The sequence below is a fragment of the Paracoccus amoyensis genome, assembly GCF_014490725.1.
Taxonomy (GTDB): domain Bacteria; phylum Pseudomonadota; class Alphaproteobacteria; order Rhodobacterales; family Rhodobacteraceae; genus Paracoccus; species Paracoccus amoyensis.
Map to the genome: position 1 here is coordinate 331,066 of NZ_JACOQL010000003.1, position 20,575 is coordinate 351,640.

General features: G+C 59.8%; 15 protein-coding genes, 1 tRNA gene and 1 pseudogene. 10 read left to right on the forward strand and 7 right to left on the reverse strand.

The features are described 5' to 3' along the window. Position 1: 1 nt before the first annotated feature. Genes H4P12_RS10675 through coaBC form a run of 6 tightly spaced genes read right to left on the reverse strand, consistent with a single transcriptional unit; the run spans position 2 to position 6,256 of the window. Positions 2 to 1,342, reverse strand: a complete 1,341-nt coding sequence (locus tag H4P12_RS10675; RefSeq protein WP_187793665.1) for a SufB/SufD family protein — start codon at positions 1,340 to 1,342, stop codon at positions 2 to 4. Then, on the reverse strand, positions 1,342 to 2,097 hold the full coding sequence (sufC, locus tag H4P12_RS10680; protein WP_187793666.1) for a Fe-S cluster assembly ATPase SufC: 756 nt from the start codon (positions 2,095 to 2,097) through the stop codon (positions 1,342 to 1,344). Before sufC ends, H4P12_RS10675 begins: the two co-directional genes overlap by 1 nt. 9 nt (positions 2,098 to 2,106) lie before the next feature. Then, complete coding sequence (locus H4P12_RS10685) at positions 2,107 to 2,418, reverse strand: heavy metal-binding domain-containing protein (RefSeq protein WP_187793667.1); 312 nt, start codon at positions 2,416 to 2,418, stop codon at positions 2,107 to 2,109. Then, on the reverse strand, positions 2,415 to 3,935 hold the full coding sequence (gene sufB, locus H4P12_RS10690; RefSeq protein ID WP_187793668.1) for a Fe-S cluster assembly protein SufB: 1,521 nt from the start codon (positions 3,933 to 3,935) through the stop codon (positions 2,415 to 2,417). The genes H4P12_RS10685 and sufB overlap by 4 nt, the downstream gene beginning before the upstream one ends. Before the next feature lie 30 nt (positions 3,936 to 3,965). Further along, positions 3,966 to 5,006 carry a cysteine desulfurase family protein gene (locus H4P12_RS10695; RefSeq protein ID WP_187793669.1) on the reverse strand — a complete coding sequence of 347 codons (1,041 nt, stop codon included), beginning with the start codon at positions 5,004 to 5,006 and terminating at the stop codon, positions 3,966 to 3,968. Continuing rightward, positions 5,003 to 6,256, reverse strand: a complete 1,254-nt coding sequence (gene coaBC, locus H4P12_RS10700) for a bifunctional phosphopantothenoylcysteine decarboxylase/phosphopantothenate--cysteine ligase CoaBC (RefSeq protein WP_187793670.1) — start codon at positions 6,254 to 6,256, stop codon at positions 5,003 to 5,005. Before coaBC ends, H4P12_RS10695 begins: the two co-directional genes overlap by 4 nt. 136 nt (positions 6,257 to 6,392) lie before the next feature. On the opposite strand from coaBC, the gene H4P12_RS10705 reads away from it, so the two are divergent. From H4P12_RS10705 to H4P12_RS10720, 4 genes are all read left to right on the forward strand, one after another. Continuing rightward, complete coding sequence (locus H4P12_RS10705) at positions 6,393 to 7,907, forward strand: YifB family Mg chelatase-like AAA ATPase (RefSeq protein WP_187793671.1); 1,515 nt, start codon at positions 6,393 to 6,395, stop codon at positions 7,905 to 7,907. A 296-nt stretch (positions 7,908 to 8,203) separates the two neighbouring features. Next, entirely contained in the window at positions 8,204 to 9,172 is a 969-nt protein-coding gene (locus H4P12_RS10710) for an alpha/beta hydrolase (RefSeq protein WP_187793672.1), read from the forward strand. 207 nt (positions 9,173 to 9,379) lie between these two features. After that, positions 9,380 to 10,123, forward strand: a complete 744-nt coding sequence (locus H4P12_RS10715) for a siderophore-interacting protein (protein ID WP_187793673.1) — start codon at positions 9,380 to 9,382, stop codon at positions 10,121 to 10,123. A gap of 125 nt (positions 10,124 to 10,248) precedes the next feature. Next, positions 10,249 to 11,265 carry a hypothetical protein gene (locus tag H4P12_RS10720; RefSeq protein WP_187793674.1) on the forward strand — a complete coding sequence of 339 codons (1,017 nt, stop codon included), beginning with the start codon at positions 10,249 to 10,251 and terminating at the stop codon, positions 11,263 to 11,265. Positions 11,266 to 11,301: 36 nt separating this feature from the next. On the opposite strand, the gene H4P12_RS10725 is transcribed toward H4P12_RS10720, so the two are convergent. Then, a tRNA-Leu gene (locus H4P12_RS10725) sits at positions 11,302 to 11,384 on the reverse strand. Between the two features lie 250 nt (positions 11,385 to 11,634). Between H4P12_RS10725 and fdnG the strand changes: the two genes are divergently transcribed. The 6 genes and pseudogenes from fdnG to selB all read left to right on the forward strand — a co-directional run. Continuing rightward, positions 11,635 to 14,718, forward strand: coding sequence for a formate dehydrogenase-N subunit alpha (gene fdnG, locus H4P12_RS10730; protein ID WP_187793675.1), 3,084 nt, complete (start codon positions 11,635 to 11,637; stop codon positions 14,716 to 14,718). Next, on the forward strand, positions 14,715 to 15,698 hold the full coding sequence (gene fdxH, locus H4P12_RS10735) for a formate dehydrogenase subunit beta (RefSeq protein WP_187793676.1): 984 nt from the start codon (positions 14,715 to 14,717) through the stop codon (positions 15,696 to 15,698). The genes fdnG and fdxH overlap by 4 nt, the downstream gene beginning before the upstream one ends. After that, positions 15,698 to 16,384, forward strand: a complete 687-nt coding sequence (locus H4P12_RS10740) for a formate dehydrogenase subunit gamma (protein ID WP_187793677.1) — start codon at positions 15,698 to 15,700, stop codon at positions 16,382 to 16,384. The genes fdxH and H4P12_RS10740 overlap by 1 nt, the downstream gene beginning before the upstream one ends. A gap of 42 nt (positions 16,385 to 16,426) precedes the next feature. Further along, positions 16,427 to 17,344 (forward strand): formate dehydrogenase accessory protein FdhE, encoded by a 918-nt coding sequence (gene fdhE / locus H4P12_RS10745; RefSeq protein WP_187793678.1) that lies wholly within the window; start codon positions 16,427 to 16,429, stop codon positions 17,342 to 17,344. Next, positions 17,344 to 18,717 carry an L-seryl-tRNA(Sec) selenium transferase gene (gene selA, locus H4P12_RS10750; RefSeq protein WP_187793679.1) on the forward strand — a complete coding sequence of 458 codons (1,374 nt, stop codon included), beginning with the start codon at positions 17,344 to 17,346 and terminating at the stop codon, positions 18,715 to 18,717. Before fdhE ends, selA begins: the two co-directional genes overlap by 1 nt. After that, positions 18,714 to 20,525, forward strand: a pseudogene (gene selB / locus H4P12_RS10755) (selenocysteine-specific translation elongation factor); the annotation flags it as partial. The gene selA and the pseudogene selB, both read left to right, overlap by 4 nt. Positions 20,526 to 20,575 lie beyond the last annotated feature (50 nt).

The following is a 20,575-nucleotide window of genomic DNA, read 5'->3' on the forward strand; positions in this document are numbered from 1 at the left end:
GTTACTTTCCTGTCCGGTCGGTCAGCCACGCTTCCAGCCGGTCATTGATCTGCATGCGCAATTCCTCACTGTCGACCTCGGCCAGAGCGTCGGCAAGGAAGGACAGCACAAGGAAAATGATCGCGCGGTCATGCGGAATACCGCGCGAGCGCAGATAGAACAGCGCCTCTTCATCAATCGCCCCAGTGGTTGAACCGTGCGAGCAGATCACGTCATCGGCGTAGATTTCCAGCTCTGGCTTGGCCAGAAACTGGCTGTTCTCGTCCAAAAGCAAGGCCTGACTGATCTGATAGCCGTCGGTTTTCTGTGCGCCCGGCTTGACCAGAATCTTGCCCTGGAAGACGCCCTGCGCACCGTTTTTCAGGACTTTCTTGAAGACCTGACGGCTTTCGCAACGTTCTGCCGCGTGGGTGATGAAGACGGTATCGTCGTGATGGAACGGACCAATATGCCCGTCGCCCAGAACCGCCGCCGCGATATGGGCCACCGCATCGTCACCGACGATTTCGATAACGCCTTCATGGCGCATGACCGATCCGTTCACCGATAGCGTGAAGGATTTCAACTGCGCTTCTGCATGGACCCGCGCGAAGATATGCGACAGACCGACCGTCTGATGGGCCGCACGCTTGGACGCGATGTAATGCAGCTTGGCACCATCTGCGATATCCGCTTCGATCACACCGTTCGAGCGCGCGCCCGACATGCCTGTTTCCAGCAGCGTCAGTTCCGTGCCTGCTTCCAGTTTCACGACATGATGCCAGATGGCGTCGGCATTTTCATCTGCGCGGCGGTGGATGATGTGAACTGGTCTGGACGGATTTCCCGTCACGCGGATCAGCACCCCGTCACGCGCGGCAATGGTGTTCAGCGCCGCAAACGGACGTTTGACCGGCTTTTGCCCCGATGTTTCCAGCGTGCCATAGAGGTCCTTGGCCCAATGGCGCGAGGTCGCTTCTGCGGCCGATAGCAGTTCGATCTGCGCGCCCTCAAGCGTCAGATCGTCCGAGGCTGCGGCGTCAAATACGCCATCCACGAAAACCAGCTTCAGCGTATCCAGATCGCTGAACAGCGGCGAATCCGTCGCCCCTGCATCAACGGCCATCGGCTGCGGCTGGGCCGCGTTGAATGGCTTCGGATCGGTATAGCGCCAGTATTCATCGCGCGGTCCGGGCAAACCCATCTGGGTCAGCCGCGCCAATGCGTCCTTGCGGGCAGCGGCGGTGAAGCCGCCATCCGGCAAGCTTAGCGCCGCCAGACGCGCCGACAGGGCATCAGTAGGCTTTGCCGCATCCGATACCTGCCGCGTCACCTGTTCGGTCTTGACTGCGGTATCGACCATCAGCGGACCTCCGACAGCAGATCGCCATAGCCGTTCTTTTCGACTTCCAACGCCAGTTCCGGGCCGCCGGTTTTGACGATCCGTCCATCAGCCATGATATGCACCACATCCGGCTGAATATGATCCAGCAGACGCTGATAATGCGTGATCACAAGGAAGCTGCGATCGGGGCTGCGCAGCGCGTTCACGCCATCCGCCACCAGACGCATCGCATCGACGTCCAGACCGGAATCGGTTTCGTCCATGATGCACATGCGGGGTTCCAGCATGGCCATCTGGAGGATTTCGTTGCGCTTCTTCTCACCCCCCGAAAAGCCCACATTCACCGGGCGTTTCAGCATTTCGGCGTCGATTTTCAGATCGGCGGCCTTGGCACGAACCGCCTTCAGGAACTCGCCCGCCGACAGCTCGTCTTCGCCACGCGCCTTGCGCTGTGCGTTCACAGCGGTGCGCAGGAAGGTCATGTTGCCCACGCCGGGGATTTCAACCGGATACTGGAACGCAAGGAACAGGCCAGCGGCGGCGCGTTCTTCCGGCTCCATCTCCAGCAGGTCTTCACCGTCCAGCGACGCAGTGCCCTCGGTCACGTCATAGCCATCCTTGCCGGACAGAACGTAAGACAGCGTCGATTTCCCCGAACCGTTCGGCCCCATGATGGCATGAACCTGACCGGCCGGAACCTCCAGCGACAGACCTTTCAGAATCTGCTTATCCTCGTCCTCAAGTTTGACGTGCAGATTATTGATTTTCAGCATTTTCTTACCTCAGTCGATGGTGACGGCGGTGCCGGAAGCCGACACCATCAGCATGTTGTTGATGACCTCATAATCAAGGTCTGTTCCGACGACCGCATTGCCGCCCAACTGGCGGGCGCGGTCCTGCATTTCGTTCAGCGCGCTTTCGCGGGCTTCGGACAAGGCCTTTTCATAGCTGGCCGAGCGTCCGCCGACGATGTCGCGAATGCCCGCGAAAATATCGCGAAAGATATTCGCGCCAAGAATCGTCTCACCGGTGACGACGCCATGATAGGCTGTGATCTTGTGGCCCTCGACGGAAGGGATCGTGGTGACGATCATCCCACCGACCCTTCCAGCGAGATGGCAACCAGCGACTGGGCCTCCATCGCGAATTCCATCGGCAGGGCCTGCAGCACTTCCTTGACGAAACCGTTGACGATCAGGGCGACGGCCTCTTCCTCGTCCATGCCGCGCTGGCGGCAATAGAACATCTGGTCGTCATCCACCTTGCTGGTCGTGGCCTCGTGTTCCACACGGCTGCTGGTGTTCTTCACTTCGATATAGGGCACGGTATGGGCGCCGCATTTATCGCCGATCAGCAGACTGTCGCATTGGGTATAGTTGCGGCTGTTGGTGGCACGCGGATGCATGCTGACCAGACCGCGGTAGGTGTTCTGCGCGCGACCAGAAGAAATCCCTTTTGAAACAATGCGAGAGCGGGTGTTCTTGCCAAGATGGATCATCTTGGTTCCGGTATCCGCCTGCTGGAAATTGTTCGCAATCGCGATCGAATAGAACTCGCCCTGCGACTCGTCCCCACGCAGAATGCAGGACGGGTATTTCCATGTGATCGCCGAGCCGGTCTCGACCTGCGTCCACATCACCTTGGCCCGTGCTTCACGGCAATCGGCGCGCTTGGTCACGAAGTTATAAATGCCGCCCTTGCCTTCTTCATCGCCGGGGAACCAGTTCTGGACGGTCGAGTATTTCACCTCGGCATCTTCCAGAATGACGATTTCCACCACAGCGGCGTGCAGTTGGTTGGTGTCGCGCTTGGGCGCGGTGCAGCCTTCCAGATAGCTGACATAGCTGCCCTTGTCGGCGATGATCAGGGTGCGTTCAAACTGCCCGGTATTTTCTGCGTTGATGCGGAAATAGGTGGACAGTTCCATCGGCGCGGTCACACCCGGCGGGACATAGACGAATGAACCGTCCGAGAACACGGCGCTGTTCAGCGTGGCAAAGAAATTGTCCGATTGCGGCACGACCGAGCCAAGGTATTTCTTGACCAGTTCAGGATGTTCGCGGATCGCCTCGGAGATCGAACAGAAAATGACGCCAGCCTTGGCCAGTTCATCCTTGAAGGTCGTCCCCACGCTGACGCTGTCGAACACGGCGTCAACGGCAACCTTGCGCCCTTCCGCAGGCGTGTCGCCCGCGCCTTCGATCCCGGCCAGGATCATCTGTTCTTTTAACGGAATGCCCAGCTTTTCATAGGTCGCCAGCAGCTTCGGATCAACCTCATCCAGCGATTTGGGCTTTACTTCCATGCTTTTCGGGCGGGCATAGTAATACTGATCCTGAAAGTCGATTTCGGGATAGTTCAGCATCGCCCATTTCGGCTCGGTCATGGTCAGCCAGCGGCGATAGGCTTGCAACCGCCACTCGGTCATCCATTCCGGTTCTTCATTTTTCTGCGAGATCAGGCGGACGATATCTTCGTTCAGCCCTTTGGGGGCATAGTCCATCTCGATCTCGGTATCCCAGCCATATTTATAGCTGCCCATGTTTTGCACGGTTTCGACCGTTTCGCGGTCTACACCTTCGCGCACCTCAAGATCGGGGGTCGAATTCATCCTTTGTCCTTCCTTAGGCCCGGCCAGCGCCTAGCCATTTCGTTCGCGCCAGCGTCCATACGCGGTTTCCCATGCATCCGCAAATCGGTTCATCTGATCCTCGCCCAAAGCCGGGCTTATCGAGATGCGTATCGCGGATTGCGCTTCCTTATCGTCAAAACCCATTGCCTGCAGCGTTCCGCTGGCCCGGACCTTGCCAGACGAACAGGCCGAGCCTGCCGAGATGGCAAAGCCAGCCAGATCCATCTGCATCACCTGGGTTTCACCCTTCCAGCCTGATGTAAGAAGGCAGGTGGTGTTCGGCAAGCGCTTTGCGCCCTTTCCTGCAATGCGCGATCCCGGGGACGCGGCCAACAGCCGTGCTTCCAGCGCATCGCGATGCGCCGCGACCTGATCCCACAGGCCCGCTTCCAGATCGCGTTGCGCCGCCGTGGCCGCCGCTGCAAAGCCCAGGATGCCGATAAGGTTTTCCGTTCCGCCGCGACGACCCTGTTCCTGACCACCGCCACGAATCAGCGCCTGAATATCCGTGCCTTTCTTCAGGATCAGCGCCCCGATCCCTTTGGGTCCGCCCAGCTTATGGGCACTGACAAAGCCCGCCGTAATGTCCAGCCAATTGAAGGCAAAGGGAACCTTGCCAAACGCCTGCGTCAGATCGCTGGAGGCCAGACCGGCCGGCAATGCCTGCATCACGCCGGTTTCGTTATTCGCGATCTGCAATGTGGAATTGGCAGGGTCTGTCACGGTGACGATGCCATCGTGATCGACCGCCAGATCATGTTCGCACCATGCCTTGATGGCGCTATGTTCAACCGGCGCGCAATGAACAAGCTTGCCCGCCAGAACCATGGCCGCCGCCTCGGTCGTGCCCGAGGTGAAGATGACATCGGCCCCTTCGGCACCAAGTGCCGTTGCCACTTGCTCGCGCGCAGCCTCCAACGCCATCTTGGCCGCGCGCCCTTCGGTATGGACAGAGGAAGGATTGCCGCTGATCTCCATCCCTTCGCGCATTGCGGCCTTGACCTCGTCGCGCAGCGGCGTGGTGGCGTTCCAGTCCAGATAGGCTCTCATCCGATTTCCTCGGCAATGCGTTCGGCCAGGCGGCGGGCCACATCGCGTTTCGACATGCGCGGCCATTCTTCGGGGCCATTTTCCGAAATCAGCGTCACGGTGTTTTCAGGTCCGCCCATGATGCCCGTTTCGGGGCTGACGTCGTTTGCCACGATCCAATCGCAGCCCTTTCGCAGCCGTTTGTCCGTGGCGTGTTGTATCACATCGTTGGTTTCCGCCGCGAAGCCCACCACCAGACGCGGGCGATTTTGTGGCAGTTTGCTGATCCATGCCAGAATATCGGGATTTTCCGCCATCTCCAGCGCGGGCGGGCGACCCGAACCGTCCTTCTTCATCTTCTTGTCCGATGAATTGGTCACGCGCCAATCCGCCACGGCTGCGGCCATCACGGCGGCATCAGCGGGCAAGGACGCCTCGACCGCGTCGCGCATCTGCTGGGCGGTTTCGACCCGGATGACGTCCACCCCATCAGGCGGCGGAACCGTGGCGGGCCCGGTGATAAAACTGACCCGCGCGCCCAGATCGCGAAGTGCGGCAGCGATCGCCGCGCCCTGCGATCCCGATGATCGATTGGCGATATAGCGCACCGGGTCAATCGGCTCATGCGTGGGGCCAGAGGTGACAATGACATGCCGTCCCGTCAGTCGCGACAGCGTCAGTGGAATTTCGGTAGTCAATGCACGCTGTTGCGGCAGGCTAAGCCACGTGGGCTGCTGCAAGGCATCGCGGATCGCTGTGACAATCGCTTCCGGTTCGGACATGCGCCCGGTTCCAAACTCGCCACAAGCCATGCTGCCATCATCCGGCCCGACCAGAAGAATACCGTCATCCTTCAACGTCGTCAGATTCCGTTGCGTCGCCGGGTGATGCCACATGCGCACATTCATCGCAGGCGCAATCAACACGCGCTTATCGGTGGCCAGCAACAGGGTCGAGGCCAGATCATCGGCCAGACCATTCGCCATCTTGGCCATCATGTCGGCGGTTGCAGGGGCGACGACGACCAGATCGGCATCACGCGACAGCTGGATATGGCCGATATCGGCTTCGGTTTCGATATCGAACAGCCCCTCATGGACTTTTTCACCAGCAAGCACGGAAATCGTCATCGGCGTGGTGAATTGCGCGCCCGCCGAGGTCAGAACCGGCGTGACATGCGCCCCCTCTGCCCGGATCAGCCGGATAAGCTGCGGGATCTTATAGGCCGCGATGCCGCCGCCGATGATCAGAAGGATGCGTTTTCCGTCCATGTTTTCCCCCAGTCCATGCCCGCAAAGAAATAGCCCCCCCGGCATGAAGTCGCAAGGAAACAGGGACGCAGGGCTGTTAACCGTTTTTTAACAACGCCGCCGTTAACGTTTGCGTCAGGGAAATACCGGAAACGCCATGGTCGCCATTGCCTATTCGGTCGCCTTCGAGGGGATCGAGGCGCGACTGGTCGAAGTTCAATGCTCGGTCGCGGCAGGCCTGCCGGGCTTTGCCATCGTGGGTCTGCCCGACAAAGCCGTGAGTGAAGCAAAAGAGCGGGTAAAGGCGGCGTTCGGCGCACTTTCCATTGCGATGCCGAACCGCCGCCTGACGGTGAACCTGTCGCCCGCCGACATCCCGAAAGAAGGATCGCATTTCGATTTGCCCATTGCGCTTGCGGTGCTGGCGGCGCTGGAAATCGTGCCGACGGATGAACTGTCCCGCTGTGTCTGTCTGGGTGAACTGGCGCTGGACGGGCGGCTGGTTCCGGTGACAGGCGCCCTGCCCGCCGCGATGGCCGCAGCCGAGGATGACCGGGCGTTGATCTGTCCTCAAGCTTGCGGGCCAGAGGCTGCCTGGGTTGATGCCGTCCCGGTCATGGCGGCACGCAACCTGCGCGATGTCGTAAATCACCTGACCGACCGTGCGCCCCTGCCTCGCGCGGCGCCCGGCACGATTCCGGCTGCCGTGGCGAAAGGCTGCATGTCGGAAGTGAAGGGACAGGAACGTGCCAAGCGCGCGCTGGAGATCGCCGCTGCCGGACGCCATCATCTACTGATGATCGGGCCGCCAGGCGCGGGTAAATCCATGCTGGCGGCACGTCTGCCCGGACTTATGCCATCGCTGGCCCCGATCGAAGCGCTTGAAACCTCGATGATCCATTCCCTTGCTGGAACGCTGGACGATGGCGGCATCATGCGGCACCCGCCATTTTGCGAACCCCACCACACGGCATCCATGCCCGCTATTGTAGGTGGCGGGCGCGGGGCGAAGCCCGGTCAGATCAGCCTTGCGCATAATGGCGTGCTGTTCATGGACGAATTTCCCGAATTTCCCCGACAGGTTCTGGAAACGCTGCGCCAACCGATCGAGACTGGCGAAGTCGTGGTTGCCCGTGCCAATGCCCATGTGCGCTATCCCTGCCGCTTTCTGCTGGTCGCGGCGGCCAACCCCTGTCGCTGCGGCCATCTGGCCGATCCTGCGCAAGCATGTGGCCGTGCGCCCGGTTGTGGCGGCGACTATCTGGGCCGCATTTCAGGCCCCCTGATGGATCGCTTCGATCTGCGGCTAGAGGTGCCTGCGGTCAGCTTTCTGGAACTGGAATTGCCTGCGGCCGGGGAAACCTCGACGCAGATCGCAATGCGCGTCGCCGCCGCGCGGGGCATCCAGACCAACCGCTTTCGCGACCATCCGCATGCGCGCGTGAATGCCGACGCTTCGGGCAGCCTGCTGGACCAGATCGCCGCGCCTGATGACGAAGGCCGCGCGTTGATTGTCAAAGCATCCGAAAGGCTAGGCCTGACCGCCCGCGGCTATCATCGGATTTTGCGCACGGCACGCACGATTGCCGATCTTGACGGATCAGCCACTGTGCGGGCCCCGCATCTGGCCGAAGCAATCAGCTATCGCCTGCCCTTCGTCGCTGGCGGATAGAACGCACCACCAGCCGATGGTTTCCCGACAGACGGCGGGACGTTCGAACCAACCACTTGACGTGCAGGGAAGCGTCGGCTTCGATATCGTATCGAAAGCGCCGCCGAACTTGCCGGAAAACCATGACCGCGACAACCCAGCATTCTGCCATCAAACACGTCGGCTCAGGTTTTCGACTGATGGCGTGCCTGATACTGGCAGCAGCATTGACGGCTTGCGGTGGGCGCCCCGGCCCTGAAACGCTGCTGCCCATCACTTCGCCGATCCCCCAGAATCGGGACGTCACATTATATGCAATGACCAACCGGACCCCCGACGGGCCGGATGGATTATTCTTTGGATCAGGACGCGGCACGCTAAGCTTTGATGAGTTTCGCGTTCAGCTGAACCTTTCCGACACCGCGACAGAACCGACGCCAGCCCAGCTTGATCTGGCAATGGATTTTGCCACCATTCAGCGTCGCCGATATGATCAAAACGAATTTCGCGAAACATTGCGCCGACAGATCGCGACCCGTGACGGGTCGGTGCTGATGTTCGTTCACGGCTATAACAACAGCTATCAAGAGGCGCTGTTCCGTCTGGCGCAAATTTCTGCGGGCGATGATCGGAAAACGGTGCCGCTGCTGTTTTCCTGGCCCTCTTCGGCAGAGGTCCGTGGCTATGTGGCGGATCGCGATGCGGCGATGTATGCACGGGACAATCTGGTGCAGACCCTGATCATGCTGACTGATGTGCAGCCACAGGGCACAATCGACATCATTGCCCATAGTATGGGGGCATGGTTGCTGATGGAGGCGATGCGCCAACTGCGCCTGCAGGGCCGTGATGATGTCGTGTCACGCTTGCAGGTCGGGTTGGCAGCGCCGGATATCGATCTTGATGTGTTTCGCTCGCAAATCCAGACCATTGGCAAACTGGACCCGCCATTGACGGTGCTGGTATCAAAAGACGACCGTGCCCTTGCCATCTCTCGTCGTATTTCAGGTGGCAGGATGCGTCTGGGCATGGTCGATATCAGCGATCCCGCAGTGCAAAAGCTTGGCCAGCAAGCTGGCATCCGCTTCGTGGATCTGACCAGTATGCCTGCAATCACGGCAGCCCGACACGATCGCTTTGTCGCCGCAGCAGCACTTTACGACAACGCAACACGTCGCAGCACGCTTGGCCAGACGTTAAGCGTGGGTGCATATGCGCTGGATGCTTCGGGGCGGCTGCTGTCCAGCCCATTTTCCGCCACCGCGCGGATTCTGGACGGATATTGACCTGCAAGGACCGGCAGGAAACCCGTTGAAATTTGCACGAACTGTTGACTGGCCTCAGTCGGAAAATCCTGCCGGAAAAGCCTGCTGATGGCTTGTAATTCCCCCAGCATTTTCCCTAGTTTACGGCATCTTGCCAGGTGCGGTCATTTTTAGTGCCCGCCGACCCAGCCAATAACAATCCAATAACAATAACGGCAAAGAGGTCAAATGGATCAGATCATTACCCGCCACCGACACGAGCTGAAGCGACGCACGCTGACGGTTACGCAAACCAGCCGCATCACCCCGAACATGATCCGCATCGTTCTGCACAGCGATGATCTGGGGGATTTTGTCAGCCTTGGCGCGGATGACCATGTGAAACTGTTCTTCCCCGGCAGCACCGACAAACCAGAGATGCGCGATTATACGCCCCGCGCCTATGATACTGCGGCGAAGACCCTGACGCTGGATTTTGCGGTGCATGGCGAAGGGCCCGCGACGCAATGGGCCGAAAACGCCGCGCCGGGCGATCGGCTGAACATCGGCGGTCCGCGTGGCTCTGCCGTGGTGGCCCCGATTTTCGACTGGTATCTGCTGATTGGCGATGAAACCGCCCTGCCCGCTATCGGGCGCTGGATCGAGGAAATGCCCGCTGGCACCAAGGTCATTTCGCTGGCAACGGTGGCATGCGAAGCCGAACAGCAAACTTTCGACACCCCTGCACAGCATCAGGCTTTCTGGGTGCATCGTCCACTTACCGATGGGGCCGATCCGGCAGCGTTGCTGAATGGCTTGCGCAAGCTGACGCTGCCAGACGGCAAGGGCTTCGTCTGGATCGCGGCCGAGGCCGGCGTGGCCCGGTCGGCGCGCGATTATGTCCTGTCTGACCTTGGCCATCCAAAAGAATATCTGAAGGCCTCGGGATATTGGTTGCTGGGCGAAAGCGACGCACATCAACCGCTGGATTGACCAAACTCCGCTGGCGCGCAAAGCTAAGTGCTTGAAGACATTTCCACAGAAAGGTAGAGAATGCGAGCTTTTCGGCGTTGCGGAGATTGCTGACAGTGACAACAAAGATTTACGTTCACATCGGCATGCCGAAATGCGCGTCGACCTCGGTTCAGGGGCATTTTTTTGGCGGCTATGCCCCCTACCATCAGCATGGGCTGCTGTATCCGCGGACGGCGTGCGAGATGGGCGGATACAGAAGTCACCGTCCGCTGCTTGACGCCCCGACCGACCAGATGCCTGCCCTGATCGACCAAATCGCACAAGAGGCCAGCCAGCATTCCTGCGACAGAATTTTGATCTCATCCGAGGAATTCATTCACTCGAGGTATGATCAGGAACAGCCGCTGACGCTGATCGAATTTCTGAACCAACGCTTTGGTGCGCAGAATGTCACGTTGATATATTTGTTGCGCGACCATGTTTCCTTCATGGAATCGACCTATGCACAGCATATCAAGGGCGGGATGTTCCGAGTCAGGGACAACAAGTTGTTTGCTCAGCACAGGTTCGATCTGGAAGGTTTCGCCGATCAGTTCAAACAGACCCATGGCTTCGAGATTTTCAGCTATTCCGATTTCTTCACCCGGTTCGAGGGGCGTAAAGCCGGAAACAACATCGAATATTTCTCGATCCATCGCGAAGACAATGCCGGCAAGGATATCATCGAGACCCTGTGCGACTTCATCGGCGTTTCAAAGATCGAAGAAAGCCAGCGCAAAAACAGCCGTATGTCAGAGCAGGCTTTGTTTCACATTCTGCATGCCCGCAAACGCCATGGCATTCGCAAGGTCAAACCACGACGCAACATTCTTGCCAAAGTGTTCAGCGACGATGAAGCGTTCCGCTCGCCCTTGTTCCGCATGACCCCGGCTTTGCATCAGCGGATCGAAGCGGCGGCTGTGACGGACAGGGATTTTCTGGCAAAACATTCGCCACGAAAATTGGACAAGATGCTACAGGTCTCTGACCGCGACTTCACGGTGGTGGATGGCCCGATCACCCCACCCGATGCGGTTCTGGAATTAATTGATTACATCGTGACAAGCGATGAAATGACTGTGGAAAAGGCCCGGAAAGCCGTCCCAAAATACAACGAATAGCAGGATTTAGGACCAAAATATCATCGATGTTAAATATGGTGCGCGATGAGGGACTCGAACCCCCACGCCGAAGCGGTTGGACCTAAACCAACTGCGTCTACCAATTCCGCCAATCGCGCACGCTGGCACTTCTTTAGAAAGGAACGCCGACAGGGTCAACGGGCAACTGCCGAGATGTCGTCCCGCATCATTTATCAAGCGTCTTTTGAACTTCACACCATTCGCGTATCGCGTGAATTTTCTTAACATTTTCGTGAGGATCTGCCGCATTTCGTCGCCACGCTGGCAATGGCGTCAGCTTGACTTTGATAGCCGTGCAGCGCACCATCCATCTGTACCTATCTATACGACAGGCAGCAGGAGGGTCTAATGAATATCGACCTTTCGCGGCGCGGCTTTTTAAAGCTGGCAGGCGCGGGAGTTGCGGCGACATCGCTTGGGGCTATGGGCTTTGGCGAGGCAGAGGCAGCAGAGACGGCGCATGTGCGCGCCTTCAAACTGACAACGACCACTGAAACACGCAACACCTGCCCCTATTGTTCTGTCGCTTGCGGCATCATAATGTATTCGAAGGGTGACGTTAAGGTTGGCGAAGACGCCGATCTGATCCACATCGAAGGCGATGTCGACCACCCGACGAACCGCGGCACGCTATGCCCCAAAGGCGCGGCACTGAAGGATTTCGTCAAGGCGCCCACCCGCCTGACCAAGCCGCGTTATCGCGCAGCAGGATCAAACGAGCTGGTCGAAATCAGCTGGGACGAGGCGCTGGACAAGATCGCCCGTGCGGTCAAGGACGACCGCGACGCCAATCTGGTGCAGTTCAACGAAGAAGGCACCCCGGTCAACCGCTGGACAACCACGGGCTTTCTGGCGGCTTCGGCCACGACAAACGAAACCGCATGGCTGACCTACAAGACGGTCCGGTCCATGGGGATCGTCGGATTCGACAACCAGGCGCGCGTCTGACACGGCCCCACGGTGTCCAGTTTGGGCCCGACATTTGGCCGTGGAGCGATGACCAACTCCTGGACCGACATCAAGAATACCGACCTTGTCATCGTCATGGGTGGCAATGCCGCCGAGGCGCATCCTTGCGGCTTCAAATGGGTGACCGAGGCCAAGGCGCATCGTGGTGCACGGCTGATCGTGGTCGATCCGCGTTACAACCGCACCGCAGCGGTATCGGACTACTATGCGCCGATCCGTCCGGGCAGCGATATCGTCTTCCTGATGGGGCTGATCCGCTGGCTGATCGAGAATGACAAGGTCAATCGGGAATACGTCACCAACTACACGAACGCCACCTTCCTTGTGAAGGACGAGTTCGGGTGGAGTGACGGCCTGTTCACTGGCTATGACGAAGAAAAGCGCGATTTTGACCGCTCCAGCTGGGATTACAAGATCGGTGAGGATGGCTTTGCGCAGGTGGACATGACCCTGTCCGACCCGCGCTGCGTCTGGAACCTTCTGAAATCCCATGTCGATGTCTACACGCCCGAATTCGTCGAGGATATCTGCGGCACGCCCAAGGACAAGTTCCTGCATATCTGCGAGATGATCGGCGAATGCAGTGCGCCGGACAAGGTCATGACCTCGATGTATGCGCTTGGCTGGACCCAGCATTCCAAGGGTGCGCAAAACATCCGGGGCATGGCGATGGTTCAGCTGATCTTGGGCAATATGGGCATGCCCGGTGGCGGGATGAATGCGCTGCGCGGGCATTCCAACATTCAGGGCCTGACCGATATCGGCCTGATGTCGAACCTGATCCCCGGTTACCTGAACATCCCGACCGAAAAGGAACCGGATTACGCGACCTATATGTCGACGCGGAACTTCAAACCGCTGCGACCGAACCAGACCAGCTATTGGCAGAATTATCCCAAGTTCATGGTCAGTTTCATGAAGGCCATGTGGGGCGATGCCGCCACGGCTGAAAATGATTGGGCATACCACTATCTGCCCAAGCTGGACGTGCCGACCTATGACGCCATGCGCATGTTCGAACTGATGAAGCAGGGGCACGTCAACATCTACTTCTTCCAGGGCTTCAACGCACTTCTGTCATTCCCCAACCGGGCCAAGATGACCGAGGCGTTTTCCAAGCTGAAGTTGATGGTTGTCATGGACCCGCTAGCGACCGAAACGTCGCATTTCTGGGAAAACCACGGCATCTATAATGAGGTGGACCCGGCCAGCATTCAAACCGAGGTTCTGGAACTGCCTACGACCTGCTTCGCCGAAGATGAAGGCGCACTGGTCAATTCGGGTCGCTGGCTGCAATGGCACTGGGCGGGTGCGACGCCTCCGGGCGAAGCAAAGTATGACACCTGGATCATGGCGCAGATATTCCTTCGTGTGCGCAAGCTTTACGAAGAAGAAGGCGGTGTCTTTCCCGATCCGATCCTGAACCTGACCTGGGATTATGCCAACCCGGATGACCCGACCCCGGCCGAATTGGCCCGAGAGATGAACGGTCGCGCGTTGCAGCCGGTTTATGACACGACCGATCCAACCAAGGTTCTGGTTGAAGCGGGTAAGCAGGTGCTGAACTTCAGCCAGTTGCGGGACGATGGCTCGACCATGTGCGCCTGCTGGATCTATTCCGGCAGTTGGAATGAAGACGGCAACAACATGGCACGCCGCGACAACAGCGATCCAAGTGGCATCGGTATCTATGCCAACTGGACCTTTGCATGGCCGCTGAACCGTCGGATTCTGTATAACCGTGCATCCGCGGATATGCAGGGGCGGCCATGGGATCCCGCTCGTGCGCTGATGACCTGGAACGGCGAAAGATGGGAAAGCCCGGACGTTCCGGATATTTCGCCAACGGCGAAGCCCGGCGATGTCATGCCCTTCATCATGAACGCCGAGGGCACGTCACGCCTGTTCGCACGCGGCATGATGCGCGACGGGCCGTTCCCGACACATATGGAGCCGTTTGAAAGCCCGGTTGCCAACATCTTCAACCCGAAGATGCGCGGCAATCCGGCGTCACGCGTCTTTGTTGATGATGCCGAGCAATTCGCCACCAGCGAAGAGTTCCCCCTTGTCGCGACCTCTTATCGTCTGACCGAACACTTCCACTATTGGACCAAGCACAATCCGGTAAATTCGACCCTGCAACCACAATTCTTCGTCGAGATCAGCGAAGAACTGGCGGCGGAAAAGGGGATTGCCAATGGTAGCCGGGTCCGTGTCTGGAGCAAACGAGGCGAAGTCTGGGCCAAGGCGGTTGTGACCAAGCGGATCAGGCCGCTGACAGTGCGCGGCAAGACGGTGCATGTCGTCGGCATCCCGCTGCATTGGGGCTTCATGGGCGCCGCAAGAAAGGGTTTCGGGCCTAACAGCCTGACGCCAGTGGTCGGTGACGCCAACGTGGAAACGCCGGAATTCAAGGCCTTCCTTGTCAATGTTGAACCCGCAGAAGAGGAACCGGTGGCATGAGCGATACCGCACCTCAGCCCAAGACCGCGGTTTCAAACCCGCCCGTGCAGCCGCTGGAAGTTGGCTTTGATGCGCGCGATGTCGTGCGTATCTCGGCCACTTCGGATGTGCCGCAGCCCGAACGTCAGCTGGACAAGCTGGCAAAGCTGATCGACATTTCGAAATGTATCGGCTGCAAGGCCTGTCAGTCGGCCTGTATCGAATGGAATGACACCCATCCCGATATCGAAACGAATATCGGCAGCTATCAAAACCCTCACGATCTGAACCCGCAGATGTTCACGCTGATGCGTTTCAGTGAATGGGTGAACCCGGAAACTGACAATCTGGAATGGCTGATCCGGAAGGATGGCTGCATGCATTGCGAAGATCCCGGCTGCCTGAAGGCCTGCCCGGCGCCCGGCGCGATCGTGCAATATTCCAACGGCATCGTCGATTTCATCCACGAGAACTGCATCGGCTGTGGTTATTGCGTGACGGGCTGTCCGTTCGACATCCCGCGTATCAGTCAGGTGGATCACAAAAGCTATAAATGCACCCTGTGCTCCGACCGTGTCGCCGTGGGTCAGGGTCCGGCCTGTGCGAAAGCCTGCCCCACGCAGGCAATCGTTTTCGGCACCAAAGCGGACATGATCGCCCATGCCGACGAACGCATCGCCGATCTGAAATCGCGCGGCTATGATAATGCGGGCCTGTATGATCCGCAGGGCGTGGGTGGAACGCATGTGATGTATGTTCTGCAACATGCGGATAAGCCATCCATTTACAGCGATCTGCCGGACAATCCGCGCATCTCGCCCATCGTCGAGGGGTGGAAAGGCGTCACCAAGACCGCCGGCCTTGCTGTCATGGGCATTGCGGCGGTCGGTGCGGCGCTGCATGGCCTGTTCTCACGCGGGAACCGTGTAACCGAGGAGGATACCGAGGAAGCCGAAGCCCTGGTCGAGTCGGATTTGCATGATCGCCGGGGGGATGTCTGATGCCCAAACCGCACTATTCTGAACGTGGCGATCACATCGAAAGCGTCGATCCGGTCCGGGTTAGCCGCTATCGTGGCATCACACGTCTGAACCATTGGGTCACGGCGGGGTGCATGGTCATCCTGCTGCTGTCCGGGCTGGCCTTCTTCTCACCCTCGCTTTACTTTCTGACCGAATTGTTCGGCGGTGGGCAGACGGCGCGTTGGCTGCATCCCATTGTGGGCGTCGTGCTGTTTTTCAGCTTTCTGTTGCTGTTCATACAGATGTGGCGGTTGAATCTGCCCAAGCCCGAGGATGTCACCTGGGTCGCCAATATCGAGGAAGTCGTCAAGGGGAACGAAGAAAAGCTGCCCGAACTTGGCAAATACAATGCCGGGCAGAAATTCGTGTTCTGGGCGATGTCGGGGCTGATCATCCTGTTGATCGGGTCCGGCATCATGATCTGGGAACAGTATTTCCCCAATCTGGTCTCGATCCCCGTGCGCCGGATTGCGGTGCTGGTTCATTCGCTATCGGCTGTGGCCATTGTTCTGGTCTTCATCCTGCACGTTTATGCGGCCATCTGGGTGCGCGGCACCTTGCGCGCGATGACTCGTGGCGATGTGACCGGCGGCTGGGCGTGGCGGCATCACCGCAAATGGCTGCGAGAGGTTGCTGGACGTCAGGGCAAAGACCCGGCAGAGTAAGCCCATCCCGCCAATCAGTGGCCGGTTCGGCCCGGAGAAGACATGAACACCACACTTCAACCCGACCCCGGTGTGATCGGCGGCGTCCCAGAAGCGCCGCTGGCTTTTTCACCGAAACCGTCCCAGCTATTCGACAGACGGGCGAAGCGTTTCGCCTTTCTGGCCGCTCAGGATGGCAACCTGTCGCCCTACCTGCGGTTTCTGGCCGATCTGACCGCGCTCCAGGCCCGGCTGGCGGATGAACTTCCCCCTGTCGCGGCGCTGCCCGTGGACCGGGTCGAACTTGCCCGGGCAAGTCGGATGCCCCCCATTGATCGCGCCGCCCTTGCCACGGATGATGCGCTTTATGCGACCTTGTCGCGGTTCATCGACGCGGCCGAAGGGGTGAAGATGCCGGAAGCGGCCCGGCTTGCCCTGCAATCGGTCAAGGCGGCGGGCATTGCGGATCGGCATTGGCTTTTGGACAACATCCTGTCTGACACCATCCCGGCAGACAGCGTCGCTCCGCATCTGTTCGTGGCAGCGGCCGTGCAGCTTCACCTGGCTCGGATCGCGGCGACGCTGGACGCCACCAAACTGGTGCGCATCAAGACCGGCGTCTGTCCGGCCTGCGGGGGAAAGCCCGCGACGTCGTCGGTTGTGGCGGGCGCGGCCGGCGTGGACAACGCCCGCTACGCCACCTGCAGTTGCTGCGCGACGCAATGGAACGAAGTGCGCGTAAAATGCCTGTGCTGCGGATCGACCAAGGGGATCAGCTATCGCTCGGTCGAGACGGACGAGGCGACAGTCAAGGCAGAGCTTTGCAGCGAATGCGATAGCTGGGTGAAGATCATGTATCAGGTCAAGAACCACAGCCTTGAGCCGATTGCCGATGATGTCGGCAGCCTTGGGCTGGACCTGCTGATGAAGGAAACCAACTTCAAGCGCGGCGGATTCAACCCCTATCTTGCGGGTTACTGATGCCGGGATTTCGTCTGCTTCCCGCAGTCGATCAGTTCCTGAAATCGGATACCGGGCAGGCTCTGATCGCGTCGCATGGCCGTCATATGGTGACGGCGGCATTACGCGCGGAACTGGACGCCGCGCGGGACGCCATCCGGGGCGGCGCTGATGCGCAGGCAGCGGCGGATGCCCTGCCCGCCCGTTTGGCAGCCGTGCTTGACGCCGGCAGCCAATCACGGCTGCGCCCGATCCTGAATTTGACCGGCACGATCCTGCATACGAATCTGGGCCGCGCCATTCTGGCCGAAGACGCCATCGCCGCCGCCAGTTCCGCTATGGCGGCGCCGCTGGCGCTGGAATTTGATCTGGACGGTGGCGGGCGCGGACAGCGCGACGATCATCTGCGCGGGCTGCTATGTGAACTGACCGGGGCCGAGGACGCCACCATCGTCAACAACAACGCTGCCGCCGTGCTGATTGCGCTGAACACGCTGGCGATGGGCCGCCATGCCATCGTATCGCGCGGCGAATTGATCGAGATTGGCGGCGCATTCCGCATGCCCGACATCATGGCCCGCGCCGGCGCGAAACTGGTCGAGGTTGGCACCACCAATCGCACCCATGCCCGCGATTACCAAGGTGCCATCACCCCGGAAACGGGTTTGCTGATGAAGGTGCATACCTCGAACTATCGGGTCGAGGGGTTCACCAAGGAAGTTCCGGCATCCGAACTGGCCACCATCTCGCGCAAGGCCGGGGTGCCGTTGCTGAATGATCTTGGCTCTGGTTCATTGGTTGATCTGGGCGATTACGGGTTGCGACGTGAACCGACCGTCGCGCAGGCCGTGACCGAAGGGGCCGATCTTGTCACCTTTTCGGGTGACAAGCTGTTGGGCGGACCTCAGGCGGGTTTTATCGTCGGGCGGCGTGATCTGATCGCCGCGATCAACGCGAATCCGCTGAAACGCGCCGTGCGGCTGGACAAGATCCGTATCGCGGCGCTTGAGGCCACGCTGCGGCTTTACCGCGATCCCGACCGGCTGACTGACCGACTTCCAACCTTGCGGTATCTGGCCCGACCCAAAACCGACATTGCCACCATGGCACGCCGCCTTGCGCCGCTGGTGAACGACCTGCTGCCCGATGGTTTTCACGCCGGGACGTGTGACTGCGAAAGCCAGATCGGGTCGGGCGCGCTGCCCACGGATACGCTGCCGTCGGCCGGATTGCGGCTGACCGGCAACGGGGGGGATGCGCCTGATCGTCTGTCGGCCCGACTTCGTGCCCTGCCCCGGCCGGTGGTCGGGCATATCCATGACGGTGCGCTGATCCTTGATCTGCGATGCCTTGATGCGGACGCCGTCCTGCTGACGGCGCTGGCAGACCTATGATCGTCGGAACGGCGGGGCATATCGACCACGGCAAGACTGCGCTGGTCAAGGCACTGACCGGCACCGACACCGATCGTCTGGCCGAAGAAAAGGCTCGCGGCATCACCATCGAGCTTGGCTTTGCCTATGCCGATCTTGGCGGCAGCGCGATCACCGGGTTTGTGGACGTGCCGGGGCATGAACGCCTGATCCACACCATGCTGGCAGGTGCGGGCGGTATTGATCTGGCACTGCTGGCTGTTGCGGCGGATGACGGCATCATGCCGCAGACACAAGAGCATGTCGCGATCCTGGATCTGTTGGGATTGAACCGTGGGGTCGTGGCGCTGACCAAGGCCGATCTGACGGATCAGCAGCGGCGTGATACCGTCAGTGCCGAAATCACGGATCTTCTTTCTGGAACCGGCCTGGCGGATGCAGCGATCATTCCAGTGTCATCCCTGACAGGCGAAGGCATCGATGCCCTTCGCGCGGCACTGATCGAAACCGAGGCGGACATTTCGGCCCACCATGCCGAAGGCCCGTTGCGACTGGCCGTGGATCGCAGTTTCACGCTGTCGGGCACAGGAACCGTCGTGACCGGCACCATTATCGCTGGAACGGTCGCGGTCGGAGATCGTGTTACGGTCAGCCCCTCCGGGCTGACAGCACGGGTTCGCGGCATTCACGCGCAAAACCATCCCGCCGCATACGGATTTGCCGGGCAGCGTTGCGCGTTGAACCTTGCCGGTGAAGGTGTTCGGAAAGAGGCGATCCACCGTGGCGATGTTGTCATGGCGCCGGAACTGCACGCGCCGACCGACCGTATTGATGCCATCCTGAACGCCCTGCCATCTGAACCAAAGCCTATCGGGACGTGGTTTCCCGCGCGGCTTCATAGCCACTCGGTCGAAGTTGGTGCGCGTATCGTGCCCTTGGCGAATCCGATTGCACCGGGACAATCTGGTCCGGTTCAGATCGTGCTGGACCGCCCGATTGCTGCCGCCATCGGTGACCGCTTCATTCTGCGCGATGTTTCGGCCAGTCGGACCATTGGTGGCGGGCGTATGCTGGATCTTCGCGCCCCAGCCCGCAAAAGGCGCACACCAGAACGGCTGGCCCTGATTGCGGCGGCCAATGACGGTAATCCGGCCCGGGCGCTGACGGATATGCTGCGGATTGCCCCTGTTGATCTGCAGATTTTCACGCGCGACCGCAGTCTTGCACCGCAACAGACCTCTGCCGCCATCGAGCGGGCGGATGCCGCGACCATTGGCAATCTGGCGCTGGCTCGCGCCACGATGGACAACCTGCGGCAGCAATGTCAGGGACTTCTGGCGGAATTTCACGCCGACAATCCCGATCTGGCGGGCCTTGGCCGGGAAAAACTGCGCCTGATGCTGCAACCGCGGCTACCCAAAGACGTATTTCTGGACTTTCTGCACAGTCAGGCAGAGGCTAATGAACTGGTGCTGGACGGTGCGTTCCTGCGCCTGCCCGGTCACGAAGTGCGCTTGTCGGCAGAAGATGATGCCTTGTGGCAGCGCATCGCTCCGGCGCTGCAGGGTGACATGCGCTTTCGCCCTTCGCGTGTTCGCGATTTCGCCAATGACCTTGGCGTCGATGAAAAAGACATCCGGCGCGTTCTGAGGCTGACTCAGAAGCTTGGCAGAACTGATCAGATCGCGCACGACCACTTCTTTGCCCGCAACGTCACCGCTGAAATGGTGGACATCGTTTGCGACGTGGCCGCGGCGACCCCGGATGGCTGGTTCGCTGCACCGCAATTCCGTGACCGGGTGCAAAACGGTCGCAAGGTGGCGATCGAGATCCTCGATTTCTTCGACCGGCTTGGTGTGACCTTGCGCCGCGGCGATTT